The organism is Pseudomonas sp. AF03-9 (genome assembly GCF_020515815.1).
Taxonomy (GTDB): Bacteria; Pseudomonadota; Gammaproteobacteria; order Pseudomonadales; family Pseudomonadaceae; genus Aquipseudomonas.
In genome coordinates, this window is record NZ_JAHPJF010000037.1 from 1 (window position 1) to 17,175 (window position 17,175).

Here is a 17,175-nt window from a genome sequence, read left to right on the forward strand (position 1 = left end):
GGGCAAGCCCGCTCACTACGGGTTTTATCAGTTTGGTTGGGTTGGCAGCATCAGCTCGATGCCGCGCTTGCGGATGCCGTCCGCCGCCGCCGGGGCGAGGGCGTCGTCGCTGATGATCACGTCGAACGGTTCCAACCCGGCAATCCGGTACATGCTGAAGGTGCCGTACTTGGAACTGCTTGCCACCAGCACCACCTGCGCCGCCGATTGCATGGCCACTTGCTTGACCTCGACCTTCAGCGCCGAGGGGGTGGTGATGCCACGGTGCAGGTCCCAGGAGCTGGTAGACATGAAGGCGATGTCGGTGACCACCTGACGCAAGGTCGCCACCGCCAGCCCGCCGACCGAAGAATGGTTGTCATGGTCCAGCTGCCCGCCGGTGTGGATGACGGTCACCTGCTGCGCATCCATCAAGGCCTGCACAATGCCGAAGTCGTTGGTCACCACCGTCATCCCCGACAGCGCCTTGATATAGGGCACGATCTCCAGGGTGCTGGTGCCCGCATCCAGGTACACCGTCATGTCCGCGTGCAGCAAACGTGCGGCCAGGCGCGCCATGGCCTGTTTCTGCGGCAGTTCCACGACGGCCTTGGACTGATGGCTCGGCTCGCTGTGCAACTGGCTGGCGATACGCACCCCTCCGGTGACCGAATAGGCCCGGCCTTCCTGCTCCAGCAGCGCGATGTCGCGGCGCACGGTCATGTGCGAGCAGTCGAACATCTCCATCAGCTGGTGCACGCTCATCACCTGATGCTTGCGCAACTGCCGCAGGATTTGCTCGCGACGCTGCTCGGGAATCATCGGGGTGCTGCTGTCGGCAGCAGTGTCCTTGGGGTTGGGCATTGGCGTTCCGGGTCGGTCTGGGGGCTGGTGCACATAGTAGCGAATACACGCAGCGTTCGCCTGCTCCCTGCAGGCGAACCCAGGCTGAGGTTATCTAGTATTTGAACCGGCCCACCAACCCCTTGAGCTGCCCCGAAATATCCGTAAGCCGGCCTGAACCGGCCTGCGCCGAGTGGGCGAAGCCTTCAACCAGTTGCGCATCGGCATGGATCTGCGCGATGTGCCGGTTGATCTCTTCGGCCACCTGGTGCTGTTCTTCGGCGGCGGTAGCGATCTGGGTGTTCTGGTCGCGGATCGAGTCCACCGAGCCCAGGATCTTGTCAAAGCTGTCGCGGGCCTGCTGGATGCGATCCACGCTGGTCTGCGAAACCAGCAGGCTGCCCTGCATCTGCAAGGTGACTTCCTGGGTGCGCCGGGCGAGGTTGCCCAGCAGGCTGTCGATCTCGCCGGTGGAATCGGCGGTGCGGCGGGCGAGGGCGCGCACTTCGTCGGCCACCACCGCAAAGCCGCGACCTTGGTCGCCGGCGCGCGCGGCTTCGATGGCGGCGTTGAGCGCGAGCAGGTTGGTCTGTTCGGCAATCGAACGGATAGTGTCGAGGATGGTGTTGATGTTCTGGCTGTCCTGCTCCAGCAACTGCATGGTCTGGGTCGACTTTTGCAGGTCTTCGCTGAGCTTGAGTACGCTGCCGGTGGCTTCGCCGATGTGCTGCTGGCCGTTGTGTACGTCGCGGTAGCCCTCATCGGCACTGGTGGCGGCGGCGCTGCACGAGCGTGCGACTTCGTTGGAAGTGGCGACCATCTCGTTGAACGCGGTGCTGACCAGTTCCACGGCTTCGCGCTGGCGGCCGGCGGCCTGGTTCATGTTGTTGGCGACGTCGCTGGTGTCGGCGGCGGCGCTTTGCAGGTCGTTGGACGCACTGCCGATACGCTGCACCAACTGCGCAATCGCGCCGAGGAACTGGTTGAACCAGCCGGCCAGGGTCGCGGTTTCGTCCTTGCCTTGCACGCTGAGTTTGCGCGTCAGGTCGCCTTCACCTTCGGCGATTTCCTGCAGGCCATCGGCCACGCCGCGGATCGGCCGCACGATCATGCTGGCGAAACTCGCACCGACGAGGGCGAACACCACGGCCAGCGCGGCGGCGATGGCGGCGATCAGCCAGGTCAGGCTGGAGGCGCCGGCCATCACCTCGTCGCGCTTGATCAGGCCGATGAAGCGCCAGCCCAGGTCTTTGGAGCTGACCACGTTGACCATGTAAGGCACGCCGTCGATCTCGATCTGGGTCGCGCCGTCAGTGCGCTTGGCCAGTTCGGCGTATTGCGGGCCGAGGTCGGCCAGGGGCTTGAAGTTGTGCTTGGCATCGCTGGGGTCTACCAGCACGTTGCCGTTGCCTTCCACCAGCATCAGGTAACCGCTGTCGCCCAGTTTGATGTTGCGCACCAGTTCGGTGAGTTGCTTGAGCGACACGTCCAGGCCAACCACGCCGAGGATGTTGCCGGTGGCGTCGGCAACGGTGTGCACGGTGCCGATCAGCACCACATCGTCCGGCGCCCAGTAGTACGCTCCGGTACGCACGGTAGTGCCCGGTGCGGCGATGGCGGCTTTATACCAAGGGCGCACGCGTGGGTCGTAGTTGTTCAGCTTGGTGTCGTCGGGGTAGCTGGCGTAACCGCCGTCGGCGAGGCCGAGGGACAGGTAGGCGGTGCTGGGATGGCTTTTGGCGAACTGGTCGAAAATCGCCAGCAGCTCTTTATTCGTTTGGGTCAGGGGGATTTGCGCGGCGTCGGCACCGGCGTAGCTCTTGAGGTCTTTGGCCGCGACAACGCGCGGGTCCTTGGCCACATATTCAACGTTCTGGCTGATGCCGTCGAAGAATTGCTTCATGCCATTGTCGATCTGGCGGATCTCGCGGCTACTGCTGTCGAGGAAGTTGGCCACGGCCGCATCCCGCAGGTTCAGTACCACCAGCACGGCCACCAGGATCACCGGCACGCATGCGATGGTCGCAAACGCCCAGGTCAGCTTGTGTTTGATATTCATGACATCTCCCGCAGGGTACTTATTAGAGTTGGCAAGGCGGAGAAAAGCAGCGAAGAGCGTCGCATGTGTTGTTTTTAGGGGGGATTGCCCATGCGTACCCCCCATATATCGACCAGCAGGGCACGCACTTTAGGCTTTGGGCAGCGTTTAGCCGATACGCTCGCCACCCAGTGCATCGCGCTGCATCGATTGCAGGTTTTTTTCAATGGTTTCGCAGATGGTGTCCATCTGGATCTGGTGTTCGCTGGAGTAGAACGGGCTTTGCAGGTCGGTGCCGATACGCTCGATGGCCAGCAGCATGAAGCCCACCACCGTGGAGGCCAGCGGGGTGAACCAGCCGAGGGATTCCACCAGGCCCACCGGCACGATCAGGCAGAACAGTGAGATGAATAGGCGCGGGAAGTACACGTAGGGGTAGGGCAGTGGGGTGTTGGCGATGCGCTCCATGCCGCCCTGGGCGTTGGACAGGTCCACCAGGGTCGATTCCAGCCGCGCCAGGCGGATGCTGTCGAGGTGGCCGGCCTTGTACTCCCTGGCGAGCAACGTCGCCGAACCGGTAAGGATGTCGTTGGCAAAATTGTTGGTGGCGCCGCTGCGGGCAAACTCATCGGCGGGGATAAACGCACGGACCTCGTCAGGGCACGGCTGGCCCTTGAGGTGCGCGGCCAGGCAATTCACATAGGCCACATGCCGACGCAGCAGGGTGGCCTTGACCGGGTTCACTTCGTCGTCCGGGTCATCCAGCAGCGTCAGCACCTGGCGCGCAAAGCTGCGCGAATTATTGACCATCGCCCCCCACAGCGTGCGCGCTTCCCACCAACGGTTATAGGCGCTGCTGTTGCGAAAACTGATCAGCACCACCAGCGCCGAGCCGAGCAGGGTCAAGGGCATCAGCGGCAGGTTGATCTTGTAGGTGAGGAACAGCATGAAGTCCACGGTGACGGCGACGTCCCACAGCAACAGCCAGAACAGGGCCCAACCGACGTAGCCCATGGTTTTGATGATCAGGCGGTATTTCTTGATGATGGCGGCTTTCAAACGACGACCTCGCGACGAGCGGTGGGCAACAGTGCCTTAGCTCGGACGCGGGGTAGGGGGGAAAGGTTCGCTGCTGAAACGTTTCTTATTGCTGGGCGAGGATGCTGGCGAGCAAGCCCGGGAAGCGGGTTTCCAGCTCATCGCCGCGCAATGAGTTCATGTGCGTGGTCCCCACATTGCGCGTCTGCACCAGCCCGGCCTCGCGCAACACACGAAAGTGGTGGGACATGCTCGACTTGGGCCGCCCGCCATCCAGTTCGCCACAGCTGGCTTCGGCAACACCGGCCAGGCAACGCACGATTTCCAGGCGCACCGGGTCGCTCAGCGCGTAGAGCACGCGTTCGAGGGTGAGGTCTTGGACAAGGGGGTGTTTGAAGGCTCGCATGAAACGAATCATAACAGGGGGCTATCGCTGAATACCATAGTTCGATTACCATCGAACTATCGAATCAACCACCCCCTTGCTGGAGTCGTCCCATGGCCGCCTTGTTCGAACCGTTCAAACTCAAAGACGTCACCCTACGCAACCGCATCGCCATCCCGCCGATGTGCCAGTACATGGCCGATGACGGCATCGTCAACGACTGGCACCACGTGCACCTGGCCAGCATGGCCCGTGGTGGGGCAGGGCTGGTGGTGGTCGAGGCCACCGCCGTGGCGCCGGAAGGCCGTATCACCCCGGGTTGCGCGGGGATCTGGAGCGATGCCCATGCGGCCGCGTTTGTGCCGATGGTCAAGGCGATCAAGGCTGCCGGCTCGGTGCCGGGCATCCAGATCGGCCACGCCGGGCGCAAGGCCAGTGCCAACCGCCCGTGGGAAGGCGATGACCATATGCCCGCTTCCGACGCCCGCGCATGGGAAACCATCGCGCCGTCGGCGATTGCCTTTGGTGCCAACCTGCCACAAGTGCCTCGCGCCATGACCCTGGACGACATCGCCCGCGTACGCCAGGACTTCGTCGACGCCGCCCGCCGTGCCCGCGACGCCGGTTTTGAATGGATCGAGCTGCACTTCGCCCACGGCTACCTGGGCCAGAGTTTCTTCTCCGAACACTCCAACCAGCGCACCGACGCCTACGGTGGCAGCTTTGACAACCGCAGCCGCTTCCTTCTGGAAACCCTGGCCGCCGTGCGCGAAGTCTGGCCGGAAAACCTGCCGCTGACCGCGCGTTTCGGTGTGCTCGAATACGACGGCCGTGACGAGCAGACCCTCACCGAATCCATCGAACTGGCCCGTCGTTTCAAGGCCGGTGGCCTGGACCTGTTGAGCGTCAGCGTCGGCTTTACCATCCCGGACACCCATATCCCGTGGGGCCCGGCATTCATGGGTCCGATTGCCGAGCGCGTGCGCCGCGAAGCCGGTATCCCGGTGACTTCGGCGTGGGGGTTTGGCACGCCGCATCTGGCGGAAGAAGCCTTGCAGGCCGGGCATCTGGACCTGGTTTCGGTCGGCCGTGCCCATTTGGCTGATCCGCATTGGGCGTACTTTGCGGCCAAGGAACTGGGCGTGGAGAAGGCGTCGTGGACCTTGCCGGCGCCTTACGCGCATTGGTTGGAGCGCTATCGCTGATTGGCGATAACGCCAAGGCTGGAAAAAATCCAACGGTGGAAGGGGGCTTGCTCCCTCCCACCGTTGCTTCGCGTCAAGCCGATACAAAGTGGTTACCCGAAAAATAGTGAATGAGAACGCATATCAATTGGTCTGCGGTTGGTATAGCATCGCGCCGCGAAAATCTGGCAGCTATGCCGCTCCATTTGGCTCATTCACTAGGTTCATCATTCATGCGTCGTACCCTGGTTTCCATTTGTGTGCTTCAGGCGTTTTCCCCCTTCACCTGGGCAGAAGTCGCCCCGACCGACAAAGCCAGCGTGGAGTTGCAAGCCACCTCCATCACCGGCACCGCGGACTACGAGACCGCCCAAGGCCCGGTAAAGGGATACCTCGCCACACGTTCCGCCAGTGCGACGCGCACCGACACCTCGATCCATGAAACCCCGCAATCCATCAGCGTAGTGACCAAGGATGCCGTCGAAGACATCGGCGCCACCCGCCTGCAAGACGCGCTGGACTACGCCGGCGGCGTCGGGCGTGCCAACAACTTCGGCGGCCAGGGCCTCACTACCTTCACTGTGCGCGGTTTCACCACCGGCGAGTTCTACCGCAACGGGTTCCCGATCAACCGTGGCTACCCGAACATGCCGGACGCCAACACCATCGAACGCCTCGAAGTACTGCGCGGCCCGGCCACTATGCTGTACGGCCGTGGCGACCCAGGCGGCACCTTCAATGTGGTGTCCAAGCAACCACTGCCCGAGCGCACCGTGACCCTGGGCAGCCAACTGAATGACCAAGGCATGAAGCGCGGCACCCTCGACGCCTCTGGGCCGCTGGATGACGAAGGCCGCCTGGCCTATCGCCTGAACGTGGTGGGCGAGGGCGGCGAGACCTTTCGTGATCATGTGGAAACCGAGCGCTACGGCGTGACGCCAGTGATCACCTGGCAGGCCAGCGACGACACCAAGGTGATCTTCGAAGGCGACTTCATGCGCAACAACCACCCGCTGGACCGTGGCCTGACGCGCTTCGCCAATCAAAAAGGCACCGCGTCCCGCGATACGTTCTGGGGCGACAAGGATGTGGGCAAGCTGCACAACGACAACAGCATGGCGCAGTTGCGCTTTGAGCATCTGCTGAATGAGAACTGGACCTTGGGCGGTGGATTCCAGTGGTTGGATGGGACGTTGCAGGGCAATGCTATTGAGGCCAACAGCTTGGCTGCCGATGGTCACACCCTTAACCGCAACTTCAACTACCGTAAGCTGGAGTGGACTGACAAGGATACCCAAGTCAACCTCACCGGGCACTTCTCCATGGGTGGGTTTGAGCACACTTTGCTGACTGGCGTTGAGCTTGAAGACTACGACTACAAGTCGATTATCCAGCGTTCCAGCGCGCCTTACACCAGCGACATTTTCAACCCGGTCTACGGCAAACCGCGCCCTGCACTGACCAGCACGCCGACCCACGACACGGAAAACTTAAAGACCTACGGAGCGTTCGTCCAAGATCAAGTGGCCCTCACCGAACGCCTGAAAGTATTGGCAGGTGCACGTTTCGAACGCTTTGAACATGAGTACCGCAGCTATGTGGCCAAGGTTGCTCCTTGGAACACCAGCCATAACGCCGTGACCCCGCGTGTTGGCGTCACCTACGACCTCACGGACACCTTGGCGATTTATGCCGACGCGGCGCGCTCGTTCAAACCGAATACCGGGGCGTCGCTTCAGGGGACTGGGTTCGATCCGGAGAAGGGTAAATCCTATGAAATGGGCGTCAAATGGGCAGCGCTTGATCGTCAGTTGAGCGTTGACGCAGCGATCTACCAGATCGACAAGAAAAACGTGCTTACCACCGACCCTGCGGATTCGAACTACAAGGTCGCAGCGGGCCAGGTGCGCAGCCGTGGTTTCGATCTTAATGTGGCGGGCAACCTCACGCCGCAATGGCGTGTCATCGGCGGTTATGCCTACGTGGACGCCGAAGTGACCAAGGACAACACGATCCGCACCGGTTCACGCCTAGCCAATATCCCGCGCAATAGCTTCAGCCTGCTGAACGTGTACGAGTTCCAGGATGGTAGCCTCAAGGGCCTTGGCTTGGGGGCGGGCGCCAAATACGTCGATGAGCGTGCGGGCCTGACTTCCAACACACCGTTCGCAATGGAGGCCTACACCGTGGTGGACCTGCTTGGTTACTACAAAGTCAACGAAAAGGTACGCCTCAACCTCGACGTGAAAAACCTGTTCAACCGCGACTATGAAGAAGGTGCATTCGGCAACTTCTACGCCTACCCCGGTGCCCCCCGCACCGTCCAGGTCGGCATTGCCTACACCCTGTAAAACCCCGCGCGGCTTGCAGCCAATTGCAAGCCGCGTCACACCCCTGACAAATCCCCGCCGATAAGCATTTACGTCCACCCCCATTCGATGAGAAAAGCATGTCCATTTTCCCGGATATGGACATCTCATGCCTCGTTCAACCCTGATAGCCCGTGTGCTTTTCACGCTGGTGGTCATCCTGGCGCTCTGGTACTGCTGGATTCTCATCAGCGCCACCCAGCAAATCGGCGGCGCCAGCCCCGCTCAACAGACCCTCGGCACCTTGCCCGGCGTGCGGCCACGGGCGGTCGCCAAGGACTGCACCGGGGTGGTGGTGACCGCCCAGGGCACGTGGCTGGTGGGGCGTGTGGAAAATGAATATGAACAGCTGGCGCCGTCGGGCGAGCGCATCGACCTGAATGGGTTGGTTGCCGGCAAACCACGGGACACGTCCCAAACCAGCGTAATCGCGCGCCTGGATGCTGACGGCGTGTTCAAGCCGGTAGCACAGGTCAGTGGCACGGCGTGCCTGGTGACGAGTGCAGACGGTGCAAGGGTTGTGCTGTTGACGGACATTTATCGGGCCGACGATGGGGGCGCCCAGAACGTGGTGTTTCGCAGCGATGACCAGGGCAAAAGCTGGGCGTGGCTGCGCGACGGGTTTTTCCCTGACGTGAGCGGTGCGGCCACCACGATCACGCCGTACTTCTACGGCAAGGACGAGGTCTGGGCCTGGCGCTGGGCCGACGACATCGAGCCGCTGTCCGGGGTGTTTTACTCCGCCGATGGCGGTGCCCACAGCACGCCGATCACGGTGACAGAGCCGCTGGCAGTGACCGCCGACTACGTGCGCAGCCAGCATCCGGACATCCAGGAGTGGCGCGACTCGGTCGACCAACTCACCCACGTCCTGCAAGTCAGCCCGCAGCGTGCGTTTATCTGGGTGTCCCAGCGTTATTGGGCCAGCCATCCCGATGGCAAGAGCGATAACCTGGCGTTCAGCGTCACCACCCGTGTGCAGGTGCAACGCGTGGCTGGGCAGTGGCAAGTGGAGAACCTGCAGCGGGACAACGGCCTGTATATCTCCGAACTGGCCGACAACGGCGCCGGTCGTGTGATCGGGCTGATCGACCAGGGCTCCAGCGGTCGCACGCTGGTCGCCGAACTGGACACGGGCAGCCTGGCCTGGAAACCCCTGGGCGAGTTACCCAACGTGTTCTCCCCACTGCCCGCCAAGACCCGGGCGTTCGGGCTTTGGGTAGGACGCAACAGCCTGCTGGTCAACACCTACAGCGGCCACCGTCCGCCGCGTTGGCTGTATTGGTGGAGTGAGGCGAACATCTCGGCCGACGCGGTGTTCTATTCCCAGGACTGGGGCCAGTCCTGGAAACGCCTGGCGTTGGACGGCTACATGGGCGTGCGCGGGTTTGAGGGCAAAAGCGACCGGGTGATCTGGAGCCAGCAGGATTACGGCGCCGACACCGTCCTCAACACCTACCGCTTGCACCAAACCCCGTAGTGAGCGGGCTTGCCCCGCGCCGGGCGGCGAAGCCGCCCCAAATCCAGCCCCCCCGGTTTTTCTGAAACACCGCGGCGCACCGTTTGGGGCGGCTTCGCCACCCAGCGCGGGCAAGCCCGCTCACTACAGGGGGGTGAGGACGTTCATGACGGTGTCCAGTGCTACGCGTGTGTCGTCCAGTTGCACCAGAGAGGCATGCCGCGCACCCAGTGCGTCGCGGTTCTGGATCGCGGTAAGGATCGCCTTGTGCCGGGGCAGGCTCAGGCCCTGGATGTCGGGGCGGCGGTTGGTGATGTTGATCGATTCGCGCAGCGGCAACGACAGCATGTTGCACATGTAGGCCAGCAGGTCGTTGCGCGTGGCGTCGGCGATGGCGCGGTGGAAGTCCAGGTCGGCCTGTAGCAGCTCCTCGTGGGTCTTCGCGGTTTCCATGCCCAGGTAGGCTTTTTCGATGGTGGCGATGTCTTCGTCGGTAGCCGTGGTCGCGGCCATGGCGGCGATTTCCGGTTCGAGGATGCGCCGCACACCGGCCAGGGTGTTGAAGAATTCGCTGTGGGGCGTGGACTGCATCAACCAGGACAGCACGTCCGGGTCGAGCAGGTGCCATTTCAAGCGTGGCCGTACCACCGCGCCGACCCGTGGCTTGGAATACACCAGGCCCTTGGCGCTGAGCACCCGCGTCGCCTCGCGCAACACCGAGCGGCTGACCTTGTACTCCTCGCAGAGCGTGGCCTCCAGGGGCAGCTTTTCTTCGGGCTTGAAGCGCCCGGAAACGATGTGCATGCCCAAGTCCTGAACGATCTGGGCATGCATGCTCTTGCGCGGCTTGGGCGGCTGGTGATCCATAACGACGGGGAGGCTCTGGCTTAAAGACGCCGCATCATAGCATCCCAATTAGTGGGAATGCCGGGGGACTTCCGCCCCTCGGCAGCCCACCAGGAAGTCAAAGTCGCAACCCTGGTCCGCCTGCAGCACATGGTCGATGTACAGCTGGCGATAGCCGCCGACGATCAGCTTCTGCGGCGGTGCAAGATCGGCCATGCGCGCCGCCAGTTCGGCGTCGGGGATGTCCAGGTGCAGGCGGCCGTTGGCGCAGTCCAGCTCGATCCAGTCACCTTCCTGCACCGTGGCCAACGGCCCGCCAGCCGCCGCTTCCGGCGCCACGTGCAAGACCACGGTGCCGTACGCGGTGCCGCTCATGCGCGCGTCGGAAATCCGCACCATGTCCGTCACGCCCTGGGCCAGCAGCTTGGCCGGCAAGCCCATGTTGCCCACCTCGGCCATGCCCGGGTACCCCTTCGGCCCGCAGTTCTTCATGACCAGAATCGAGTTGGCATCCACGTCCAGTTCCGGGTCGTTGATCCGTGCCTTGTACATGTCGAAGTTCTCGAACACCACCGCACGGCCGCGATGCTGCATCAGTTCCGGGCTGGCGGCCGACGGCTTGAGCACCGCACCCAGCGGCGCCAGGTTGCCGCGCAAGACGCAAATGCCGCCGTCGGCGCGGATCGGGTTGTCGAGGGTGCGGATCACTTCATCCCTGCCGTAGATCGGTGAGTCCTTGGTGTTCTCGCCGAGGGACTTGCCGTTCACGGTCAGCGCATTCGGATGCGGGATCAGGTTGGCTTCACCGAGGCGGCGCAACACGGCGGGCAGGCCGCCGGCGTAGTAGAACTCTTCCATCAGGAAGCGCCCCGACGGCTGCAAGTCGACGATGGTCGGCATGCCGCGGCCCATGCGGGTCCAGTCGTCCAGGTCGAGTTCGACGCCGATGCGCCCGGCGATGGCTTTGAGGTGAATCACCGCGTTGGTCGAACCGCCGATGGCCGCGTTCACACGGATCGCGTTTTCAAACGCCTCTTTGGTGAGGATCTTCGACAGCTTCAAATCTTCACGCACCATCTCCACCGCACGCATGCCAGACATGTGCGCCAACACATAACGTCGCGCATCCACCGCCGGAATCGCCGCGTTGTGGGGCAGGGAAGTACCCAGCGCCTCGGCCATGCAGGCCATGGTCGAGGCGGTGCCCATGGTGTTGCAGGTGCCCGCCGAACGCGACATGCCGCCCTCGGCCGCGAGGAAATCGTCCAGGGTAATCGTGCCGGCCTTGACCTGTTCGCTGAGCTGCCAGACCACTGTGCCCGAACCGATGTCCTGGCCCTTGTGCTTGCCGTTGAGCATTGGCCCGCCGGTGACCACGATGGCTGGCACGTCGCAACTGGCGGCGCCCATCAGCAGGGCGGGGGTGGTCTTGTCGCAGCCGGTCAGCAGCACCACGCCGTCAATCGGGTTGCCGCGAATCGCTTCCTCCACGTCCATGCTCGCCAGGTTGCGCGTGAGCATGGCGGTAGGGCGCAGGTTGGATTCGCCATTGGAGAACACCGGGAATTCCACCGGGAAGCCACCGGCCTCGATCACGCCGCGTTTGACGTGCTCGGCGATCTGGCGGAAATGCGCGTTGCACGGGGTCAACTCCGACCACGTATTACAGATGCCGATGATCGGTTTGCCATGGAACTGATGGTCGGCAATGCCCTGGTTCTTCATCCAGCTGCGGTACATGAAGCCGTTCTTGTCGGCAGTACCAAACCACTGGGCGGAGCGTAGGCCGGGCTTTTTATCAGACATGATCGATTCTCTTATTGTATGACTATATGTTCTATGCGTGCTTAAACATAAGCGCAAAATCGCTGCTTTGGAAGAGTTGTTTTGCAAATAGTCCTACTATATAGTCTTTCTCAACTGAGGTATGACCCTGGCGGATTTTCGCGAGAGGCGTCCCCCGAGCTTCTATAAAAACAACAATCCGGAGATCGACCCATGAGCCAGGAACTGCGGCTTATTCGGCGCATCACGCTGAAACTGATTCCCTTCCTGATCCTGCTGTACCTGATCGCCTACGTGGACCGTTCCGCCGTGGGCTTCGCCAAGTTGCACATGGGCGCCGACGTCGGCATCGGCGACGCCGCCTATGGCCTGGGCGCGGGGCTGTTCTTTATTGGCTACTTCCTGTTCGAGATCCCCAGCAACCTGATGCTCGACCGCTTCGGCGCACGGCGCTGGTTTGCGCGGATCATGATCACCTGGGGCACGATCACCATCGGCATGGCCTTTGTGCAGGGCCCGCACAGCTTCTATGTGATGCGCTTTCTGCTCGGCGCGGCGGAGGCGGGGTTCTTCCCTGGCGTTCTGTACTACATCACCCAGTGGTTCCCGGTGCGCCATCGCGGCAAGATCCTCGGGTTGTTCATCCTCTCCCAGCCCATCGCAATGATGATCACCGGCCCGGTGTCCGGTGGTTTGCTGGGCATGGACGGCATCCTCGGCCTGCACGGCTGGCAGTGGCTGTTCATCGTCATCGGCACCCCGGCGATCCTGTTGACCTGGCCGGTGCTGCGCTTCCTGCCGGACGGGCCCAAGCAGGTCAGCTGGATGAGCGCCGACGAGAAGGCCTGGCTTACCGGTGAATTGAACAAAGACCTGCAAACCTACGGCCAGACCCGCCACGGCAACCCGCTGCATGCCTTGAAAGACAAACGCGTGTTGCTGCTGGCGCTGTTCTACCTGCCGGTGACCCTGAGCATCTACGGGCTGGGCCTGTGGCTGCCGACTCTGATCAAGCAGTTCGGCGGCAGCGACCTCACCACGGGTTTCATCTCCGCCGTGCCTTACCTCTTCGGCATTATCGGCCTGCTGATTATCCCGCGCAGTTCCGACCGCTTGAACGACCGCTACGGCCACCTTGCGGTGCTCTACGTACTGGGTGCCATCGGGTTGTTCTTCAGTGCCTCGCTCAGTGTGCCGGTGCTGCAAATGGCCGCGCTGTGCCTGGCGGCATTCGCGATGTTTTCCTGCACGGCAGTGTTCTGGACCTTGCCGGGGCGCTTCTTTGCGGGGGCCAGCGCGGCGGCGGGCATTGCGTTGATCAACTCGGTGGGCAACCTCGGCGGCTATATCGGCCCGTTCGTGATCGGTGCGCTCAAGGAATACACCGGCAACCTCGCTTCGGGCCTGTACTTCCTGTCCGCTGTGATGGTGTTCGGCCTGCTGCTGACCGGCGTGGTCTACCGCCTGCTGGAACGCAAGCACGTGCTGCCCGCCGACCAATTTGCCGCCAGCGCCCGTGGCGCCACACGTACTTGATTCAAGGAGAAAAGGCATGCGTTTAGTTCAGTTTGAAGTGCACAACAGTGAGCGTCGGGTCGGCGTGGTGCAGGGCGCGCAATTGCGCGAAGTGCAGGGCGCCCGCAGCGTGCGGGAATTGGCCCTGGCCGCCATCGAAGCCGGCGTCGGCCTGGCGCAACACGTGAACAGCCTGGGCCTGGGCGCCAGCCACGATTACGCGGCATTGCTCGCCGCGCTGAAAATCCTGCCACCGCTGGATCACCCCGACCCCGCTCACATGCTTATCAGCGGCACCGGCCTGACCCACCTGGGCAGCGCCTCGGCCCGCGACAAGATGCACCAGGCCGGTGACGACACCGCCCTGACCGACACCATGCGCATCTTCAAATGGGGCGTGGAGGGCGGCAAACCCGCGGCCGGCCAGGCGGGTGTGCAACCGGAGTGGTTCTACAAGGGTGACGGCAGCATTGTCGTGCGCCCCGGCGCCGCGTTCCCGGTGCCACCCTTTGCCGAAGACGCCGGTGAAGAGCCGGAAATCGGCGGCCTCTACGTCATCGGCCCGGACAGCCGGCCTTACCGCGTCGGCTTCGCGGTGGGCAACGAGTTCTCCGACCACGTGATGGAGCGCAAGAACTACCTGTACCTGGCCCATTCCAAACTGCGCAGTTGCAGCTACGGCCCCGAGCTGCGCATCGGCGAGCTGCCCGCGCATTTGTCGGGCAGCAGTCGCATCCTGCGCAACGGTGAAGTGATCTGGCAGAACGAGTTCCTCAGCGGCGAGGCCAACATGTGCCACAGCCTGGAAAACCTCGAATACCACCACTTCAAGTACCGCCAGTTCCTCACACCGGGCGATGTGCACGTCCACTTCTTCGGCACCGCCACGTTGTCATTCGCCGACGGTATACGTACCCAACCGGGGGATGTGTTCGAGATCAGCCAGGCCGAATTCGGCGCGCCGTTGGTCAATAGCGTCGGCAGCAGCGATGCGGCATTCGAACCCGGCCACGTCCTCACCCTTTAAGGAGCCCCTCATGTCCCAGTTTCTCGGCCACAACTACATCGGCGGCCAGCGCAGCGCCAACGGCAGCGTCACACTCAAGAGCGTCGACGCCAGCACCGGCGAAGCCTTGCCCCAGGATTTTTACCAGGCCACCGCGCAGGAAGTTGACGCCGCCGCCAAGGCCGCCGCGCAGGCCTACCCGGCCTACCGTGGATTGAGCGCGGCGCGGCGTGCGCAGTTCCTCGATGCGATCGCCGATGAGCTGGATGCGTTGGGCGATGATTTTGTCGAGCTGGTCTGCCGCGAAACCGCGCTGCCCGCTGCCCGCATCAAAGGCGAGCGCGGGCGCACCAGCGGCCAGATGCGCCTGTTCGCCAGTGTGCTGCGGCGCGGTGATTTCTACGGCGCACGCATCGACAAGGCGTTGCCGGAGCGCCAGCCACTGCCGCGCCCGGACCTGCGTCAATACCGCATTGGCCTGGGCCCGGTCGCCGTGTTTGGTGCGAGCAACTTTCCCCTGGCGTTTTCCACGGCCGGCGGTGATACCGCGGCTGCGCTGGCCGCAGGCTGCCCGGTGGTGTTCAAGGCCCACAGCGGGCACATGGCGACCGCCGAGCGCGTGGCGGACGCGATTATCCGCGCCGCCGAAGCCACCGGCATGCCGGCCGGTGTGTTCAACATGATCTTTGGCGCGGGCGTCGGCGAGGCGCTGGTCAAGCACCCGGCGATCCAGGCCGTGGGCTTTACCGGCTCGCTCAAGGGCGGGCGTGCGTTGTGCGACATGGCGGCGGCGCGGCCGCAACCGATCCCGGTGTTTGCCGAGATGTCGAGCATCAACCCGGTGCTCGTGCTGCCCGAGGCGCTCAAAGCCCGCGCCGAAAGCATCGCCCGCGACCTGACCGCCTCGGTGGTGCAGGGCTGCGGCCAGTTCTGCACCAACCCTGGCTTGGTGATCGGCATCGCCTCGCCAGCCTTCACCGCGTTCACCCAACAAGTGGCGCAATTGATCGGCGATCAACCGGTACAAACCATGCTCAACGCCGGCACCCTGGGCAGTTATGGCAAGGGCCTGGAAAAACTCCTCGCACACCCCGGCATTGAGCATCTGGCGGGCAACCCGCAGGCGGGCAATCAGGCGCAGCCGCAGCTGTTCAAGGCTGATGTGCGCCTGTTGATCGACGGCGATGAAGTGTTGCAGGAAGAAGTCTTCGGCCCCACCACGGTGTTTGTCGAAGTGGCTGATCAGGCTCAGCTCAGTGCCGCTTTGCACGGCCTGCATGGTCAGCTCACCGCGACCCTCATCGGCGAGCCGAATGACCTGCAACAGTTCGCCGAACTCACGCCGCTGCTGGAACAGAAAGTCGGGCGCATCCTGCTCAACGGTTACCCCACCGGCGTCGAAGTCTGCGACTCGATGGTACATGGCGGCCCGTACCCGGCAACGTCCGACGCCCGTGGCACCTCGGTCGGCACCCTGGCCATCGACCGCTTCCTGCGCCCCGTGTGCTTCCAGAACTACCCTGATAGCCTGCTGCCTGACGCGTTGAAAAACGCCAACCCGTTGCGTATCCAGCGGTTGGTGGATGGCACGCCATCGCGTGACCCGCTGTAAGACGCAGACCTGAGAACAACAACAATCCAGGAGGCAACATGTCGTTTCACGCCGTTACCGCACACCGTGCGCAACTGGGGGAGAGTCCGTTCTGGGACGTGCCCACCCAGGCGCTGTACTGGGTCAATATCGCCGGCAAGCAGGCGCTGCGCCTGATGGGCGGGCAGTTGCAGGTGTGGCAGTTGCCCGAGCATGTCTCGGCGTTCATCCCGTGTGAGCGCGGCGATGCGTTGGTGACGTTGAGCAGTGGTGTGTATCGCCTGGATCTGGTCACCGAAGCCCTGACGTTGTTGTGCGTCGCCGACCCGCAGCCGGGCAACCGCAGCAATGAGGCGCGCTGCGATGCCCGGGGGCGCCTGTGGCTGGGCACCATGCAGAACAACATCGGCGAACAGGGTGAAGACCTGCCGATTACGCGCCGTTCCGGCGGCCTGTTTCGTATCGATGCCGATGCGCAGGTCACGCCGTTGCTCGGCGGCTTGGGCATCCCCAACACCCTGCTGTGGAACGAGGATGCCAGCCTGGTGCACTTCGGCGACAGCATGGACCGCACGCTGTACCAGTTTGCAATCCGGCCGGACGGCCAGCTCGACCCCGCGCAGGCGTGGTTCGGCGCCCACGCACGTGGCGTGCCGGACGGCTCGGCGATGGACGTTGAAGGCTACCTGTGGAATGCGCGCTGGGATGGCAGTTGCCTGCTGCGTATCGCGCCAGATGGGGAGGTGGACCGCATCATTGAACTGCCTGTCAGCCGTCCCACCAGTTGTGTGTTCGGTGGGCCGGACCTTACCACCCTGTATATCACCAGTGCCGCCAGCCCTTTGGATCACCCGTTGGACGGTGCCGTGCTGGCAATGGAAGTGGATGTACCCGGAAAGCCTTGCACGCGTTTCGCCGGATAACGAGCGAGCCTGAACTGTGGCCAGGGAGCAAGCGCCCGCGCCACAAGAACCGTTCTACCTAAAAACAACAACAAGGAGTCACCCTATGAATCGTCGTCGTGGTATCCGTTCCCTGTGCGCCGCCGCCGTAGCGGTCTCGGCCATGAGCTTGAGTGGGCTGTTACTGGCCGCTGAAGAAGTGAAGATCGGCTTTCTGGTCAAGCAGGCCGAAGAG

Annotated in this window: 12 protein-coding genes and 3 pseudogenes; 8 read left to right on the top strand and 7 right to left on the bottom strand. The window is 63.2% G+C overall.

Going from position 1 to position 17,175, the window contains the following annotated elements:
• Positions 1-27: 27 nt before the first annotated feature.
• The 5 genes and pseudogenes from LIY36_RS27105 to LIY36_RS27120 form a co-directional block, all read right to left on the bottom strand.
• A complete protein-coding gene (locus LIY36_RS27105; protein WP_192300894.1) occupies positions 28-843 on the bottom strand; it encodes a DeoR/GlpR family DNA-binding transcription regulator in 816 nt (271 codons plus the stop codon).
• A 94-nt stretch (positions 844-937) separates the two neighbouring features.
• A pseudogene (locus tag LIY36_RS27980) lies at positions 938-1,453 on the bottom strand (methyl-accepting chemotaxis protein); the annotation flags it as partial.
• Between the two features lie 345 nt (positions 1,454-1,798).
• Positions 1,799-2,986, bottom strand: a pseudogene (locus tag LIY36_RS27985) (HAMP domain-containing protein); the annotation flags it as partial.
• A 42-nt stretch (positions 2,987-3,028) separates the two neighbouring features.
• Positions 3,029-3,919: a bestrophin family protein gene (locus tag LIY36_RS27115; protein ID WP_226457796.1), complete on the bottom strand. Its 891-nt coding sequence runs from the start codon at positions 3,917-3,919 to the stop codon at positions 3,029-3,031.
• An 85-nt stretch (positions 3,920-4,004) separates the two neighbouring features.
• On the bottom strand, positions 4,005-4,316 hold the full coding sequence (locus tag LIY36_RS27120; RefSeq protein WP_226457797.1) for an ArsR/SmtB family transcription factor: 312 nt from the start codon (positions 4,314-4,316) through the stop codon (positions 4,005-4,007).
• Positions 4,317-4,396: 80 nt separating this feature from the next.
• On the opposite strand from LIY36_RS27120, the gene LIY36_RS27125 reads away from it, so the two are divergent.
• From LIY36_RS27125 to LIY36_RS27135, 3 genes are all read left to right on the top strand, one after another.
• The gene (locus tag LIY36_RS27125; protein WP_192300898.1) at positions 4,397-5,488 is read left to right on the top strand and encodes an NADH:flavin oxidoreductase/NADH oxidase; all 1,092 of its coding nucleotides are present in this window, start codon (positions 4,397-4,399) and stop codon (positions 5,486-5,488) included.
• Positions 5,489-5,700: 212 nt separating this feature from the next.
• Positions 5,701-7,818 carry a TonB-dependent siderophore receptor gene (locus LIY36_RS27130; protein WP_226457798.1) on the top strand — a complete coding sequence of 706 codons (2,118 nt, stop codon included), beginning with the start codon at positions 5,701-5,703 and terminating at the stop codon, positions 7,816-7,818.
• Between the two features lie 127 nt (positions 7,819-7,945).
• Positions 7,946-9,316: a hypothetical protein gene (locus LIY36_RS27135; protein WP_226457799.1), complete on the top strand. Its 1,371-nt coding sequence runs from the start codon at positions 7,946-7,948 to the stop codon at positions 9,314-9,316.
• 123 nt (positions 9,317-9,439) lie between these two features.
• Here LIY36_RS27135 and LIY36_RS27140 read toward each other — a convergent pair whose 3' ends face one another.
• Together LIY36_RS27140 and LIY36_RS27145 are read right to left on the bottom strand one after the other, a co-directional pair.
• Complete coding sequence (locus LIY36_RS27140) at positions 9,440-10,162, bottom strand: FadR/GntR family transcriptional regulator (RefSeq protein ID WP_017739605.1); 723 nt, start codon at positions 10,160-10,162, stop codon at positions 9,440-9,442.
• 48 nt (positions 10,163-10,210) lie between these two features.
• Entirely contained in the window at positions 10,211-11,947 is a 1,737-nt protein-coding gene (locus tag LIY36_RS27145) for an IlvD/Edd family dehydratase (protein ID WP_192300901.1), read from the bottom strand.
• A gap of 192 nt (positions 11,948-12,139) precedes the next feature.
• On the opposite strand from LIY36_RS27145, the gene LIY36_RS27150 reads away from it, so the two are divergent.
• From LIY36_RS27150 to LIY36_RS27170, 5 genes and pseudogenes are all read left to right on the top strand, one after another.
• Positions 12,140-13,462 (top strand): MFS transporter, encoded by a 1,323-nt coding sequence (locus LIY36_RS27150; RefSeq protein WP_192300902.1) that lies wholly within the window; start codon positions 12,140-12,142, stop codon positions 13,460-13,462.
• Between the two features lie 16 nt (positions 13,463-13,478).
• The gene (gene araD1, locus LIY36_RS27155; protein WP_226457800.1) at positions 13,479-14,468 is read left to right on the top strand and encodes an AraD1 family protein; all 990 of its coding nucleotides are present in this window, start codon (positions 13,479-13,481) and stop codon (positions 14,466-14,468) included.
• Between the two features lie 10 nt (positions 14,469-14,478).
• Entirely contained in the window at positions 14,479-16,059 is a 1,581-nt protein-coding gene (locus LIY36_RS27160) for an aldehyde dehydrogenase (NADP(+)) (RefSeq protein ID WP_226457801.1), read from the top strand.
• A gap of 38 nt (positions 16,060-16,097) precedes the next feature.
• Positions 16,098-16,961 carry an SMP-30/gluconolactonase/LRE family protein gene (locus tag LIY36_RS27165; protein ID WP_192300905.1) on the top strand — a complete coding sequence of 288 codons (864 nt, stop codon included), beginning with the start codon at positions 16,098-16,100 and terminating at the stop codon, positions 16,959-16,961.
• A gap of 85 nt (positions 16,962-17,046) precedes the next feature.
• Positions 17,047-17,175: pseudogene (locus LIY36_RS27170) on the top strand (arabinose ABC transporter substrate-binding protein); the annotation flags it as partial.

Bases quoted from the DNA above. Each gene is read 5' to 3' on its own strand.
- LIY36_RS27165 (WP_192300905.1), top strand. From the start codon at position 16,098: ATGTCGTTTCACGCCGTTACCGCACACCGTGCGCAACTGGGGGAGAGT.
- LIY36_RS27130 (WP_226457798.1), top strand. From the start codon at position 5,701: ATGCGTCGTACCCTGGTTTCCATTTGTGTGCTTCAGGCGTTTTCCCCC.
- LIY36_RS27160 (WP_226457801.1), top strand. From the start codon at position 14,479: ATGTCCCAGTTTCTCGGCCACAACTACATCGGCGGCCAGCGCAGCGCC.
- LIY36_RS27150 (WP_192300902.1), top strand. From the start codon at position 12,140: ATGAGCCAGGAACTGCGGCTTATTCGGCGCATCACGCTGAAACTGATT.
- LIY36_RS27145 (WP_192300901.1), bottom strand. From the start codon at position 11,947: ATGTCTGATAAAAAGCCCGGCCTACGCTCCGCCCAGTGGTTTGGTACT.
- LIY36_RS27140 (WP_017739605.1), bottom strand. From the start codon at position 10,162: ATGGATCACCAGCCGCCCAAGCCGCGCAAGAGCATGCATGCCCAGATC.
- LIY36_RS27120 (WP_226457797.1), bottom strand. From the start codon at position 4,316: ATGATTCGTTTCATGCGAGCCTTCAAACACCCCCTTGTCCAAGACCTC.
- LIY36_RS27125 (WP_192300898.1), top strand. From the start codon at position 4,397: ATGGCCGCCTTGTTCGAACCGTTCAAACTCAAAGACGTCACCCTACGC.
- LIY36_RS27105 (WP_192300894.1), bottom strand. From the start codon at position 843: ATGCCCAACCCCAAGGACACTGCTGCCGACAGCAGCACCCCGATGATT.
- LIY36_RS27135 (WP_226457799.1), top strand. From the start codon at position 7,946: ATGCCTCGTTCAACCCTGATAGCCCGTGTGCTTTTCACGCTGGTGGTC.
- araD1 (WP_226457800.1), top strand. From the start codon at position 13,479: ATGCGTTTAGTTCAGTTTGAAGTGCACAACAGTGAGCGTCGGGTCGGC.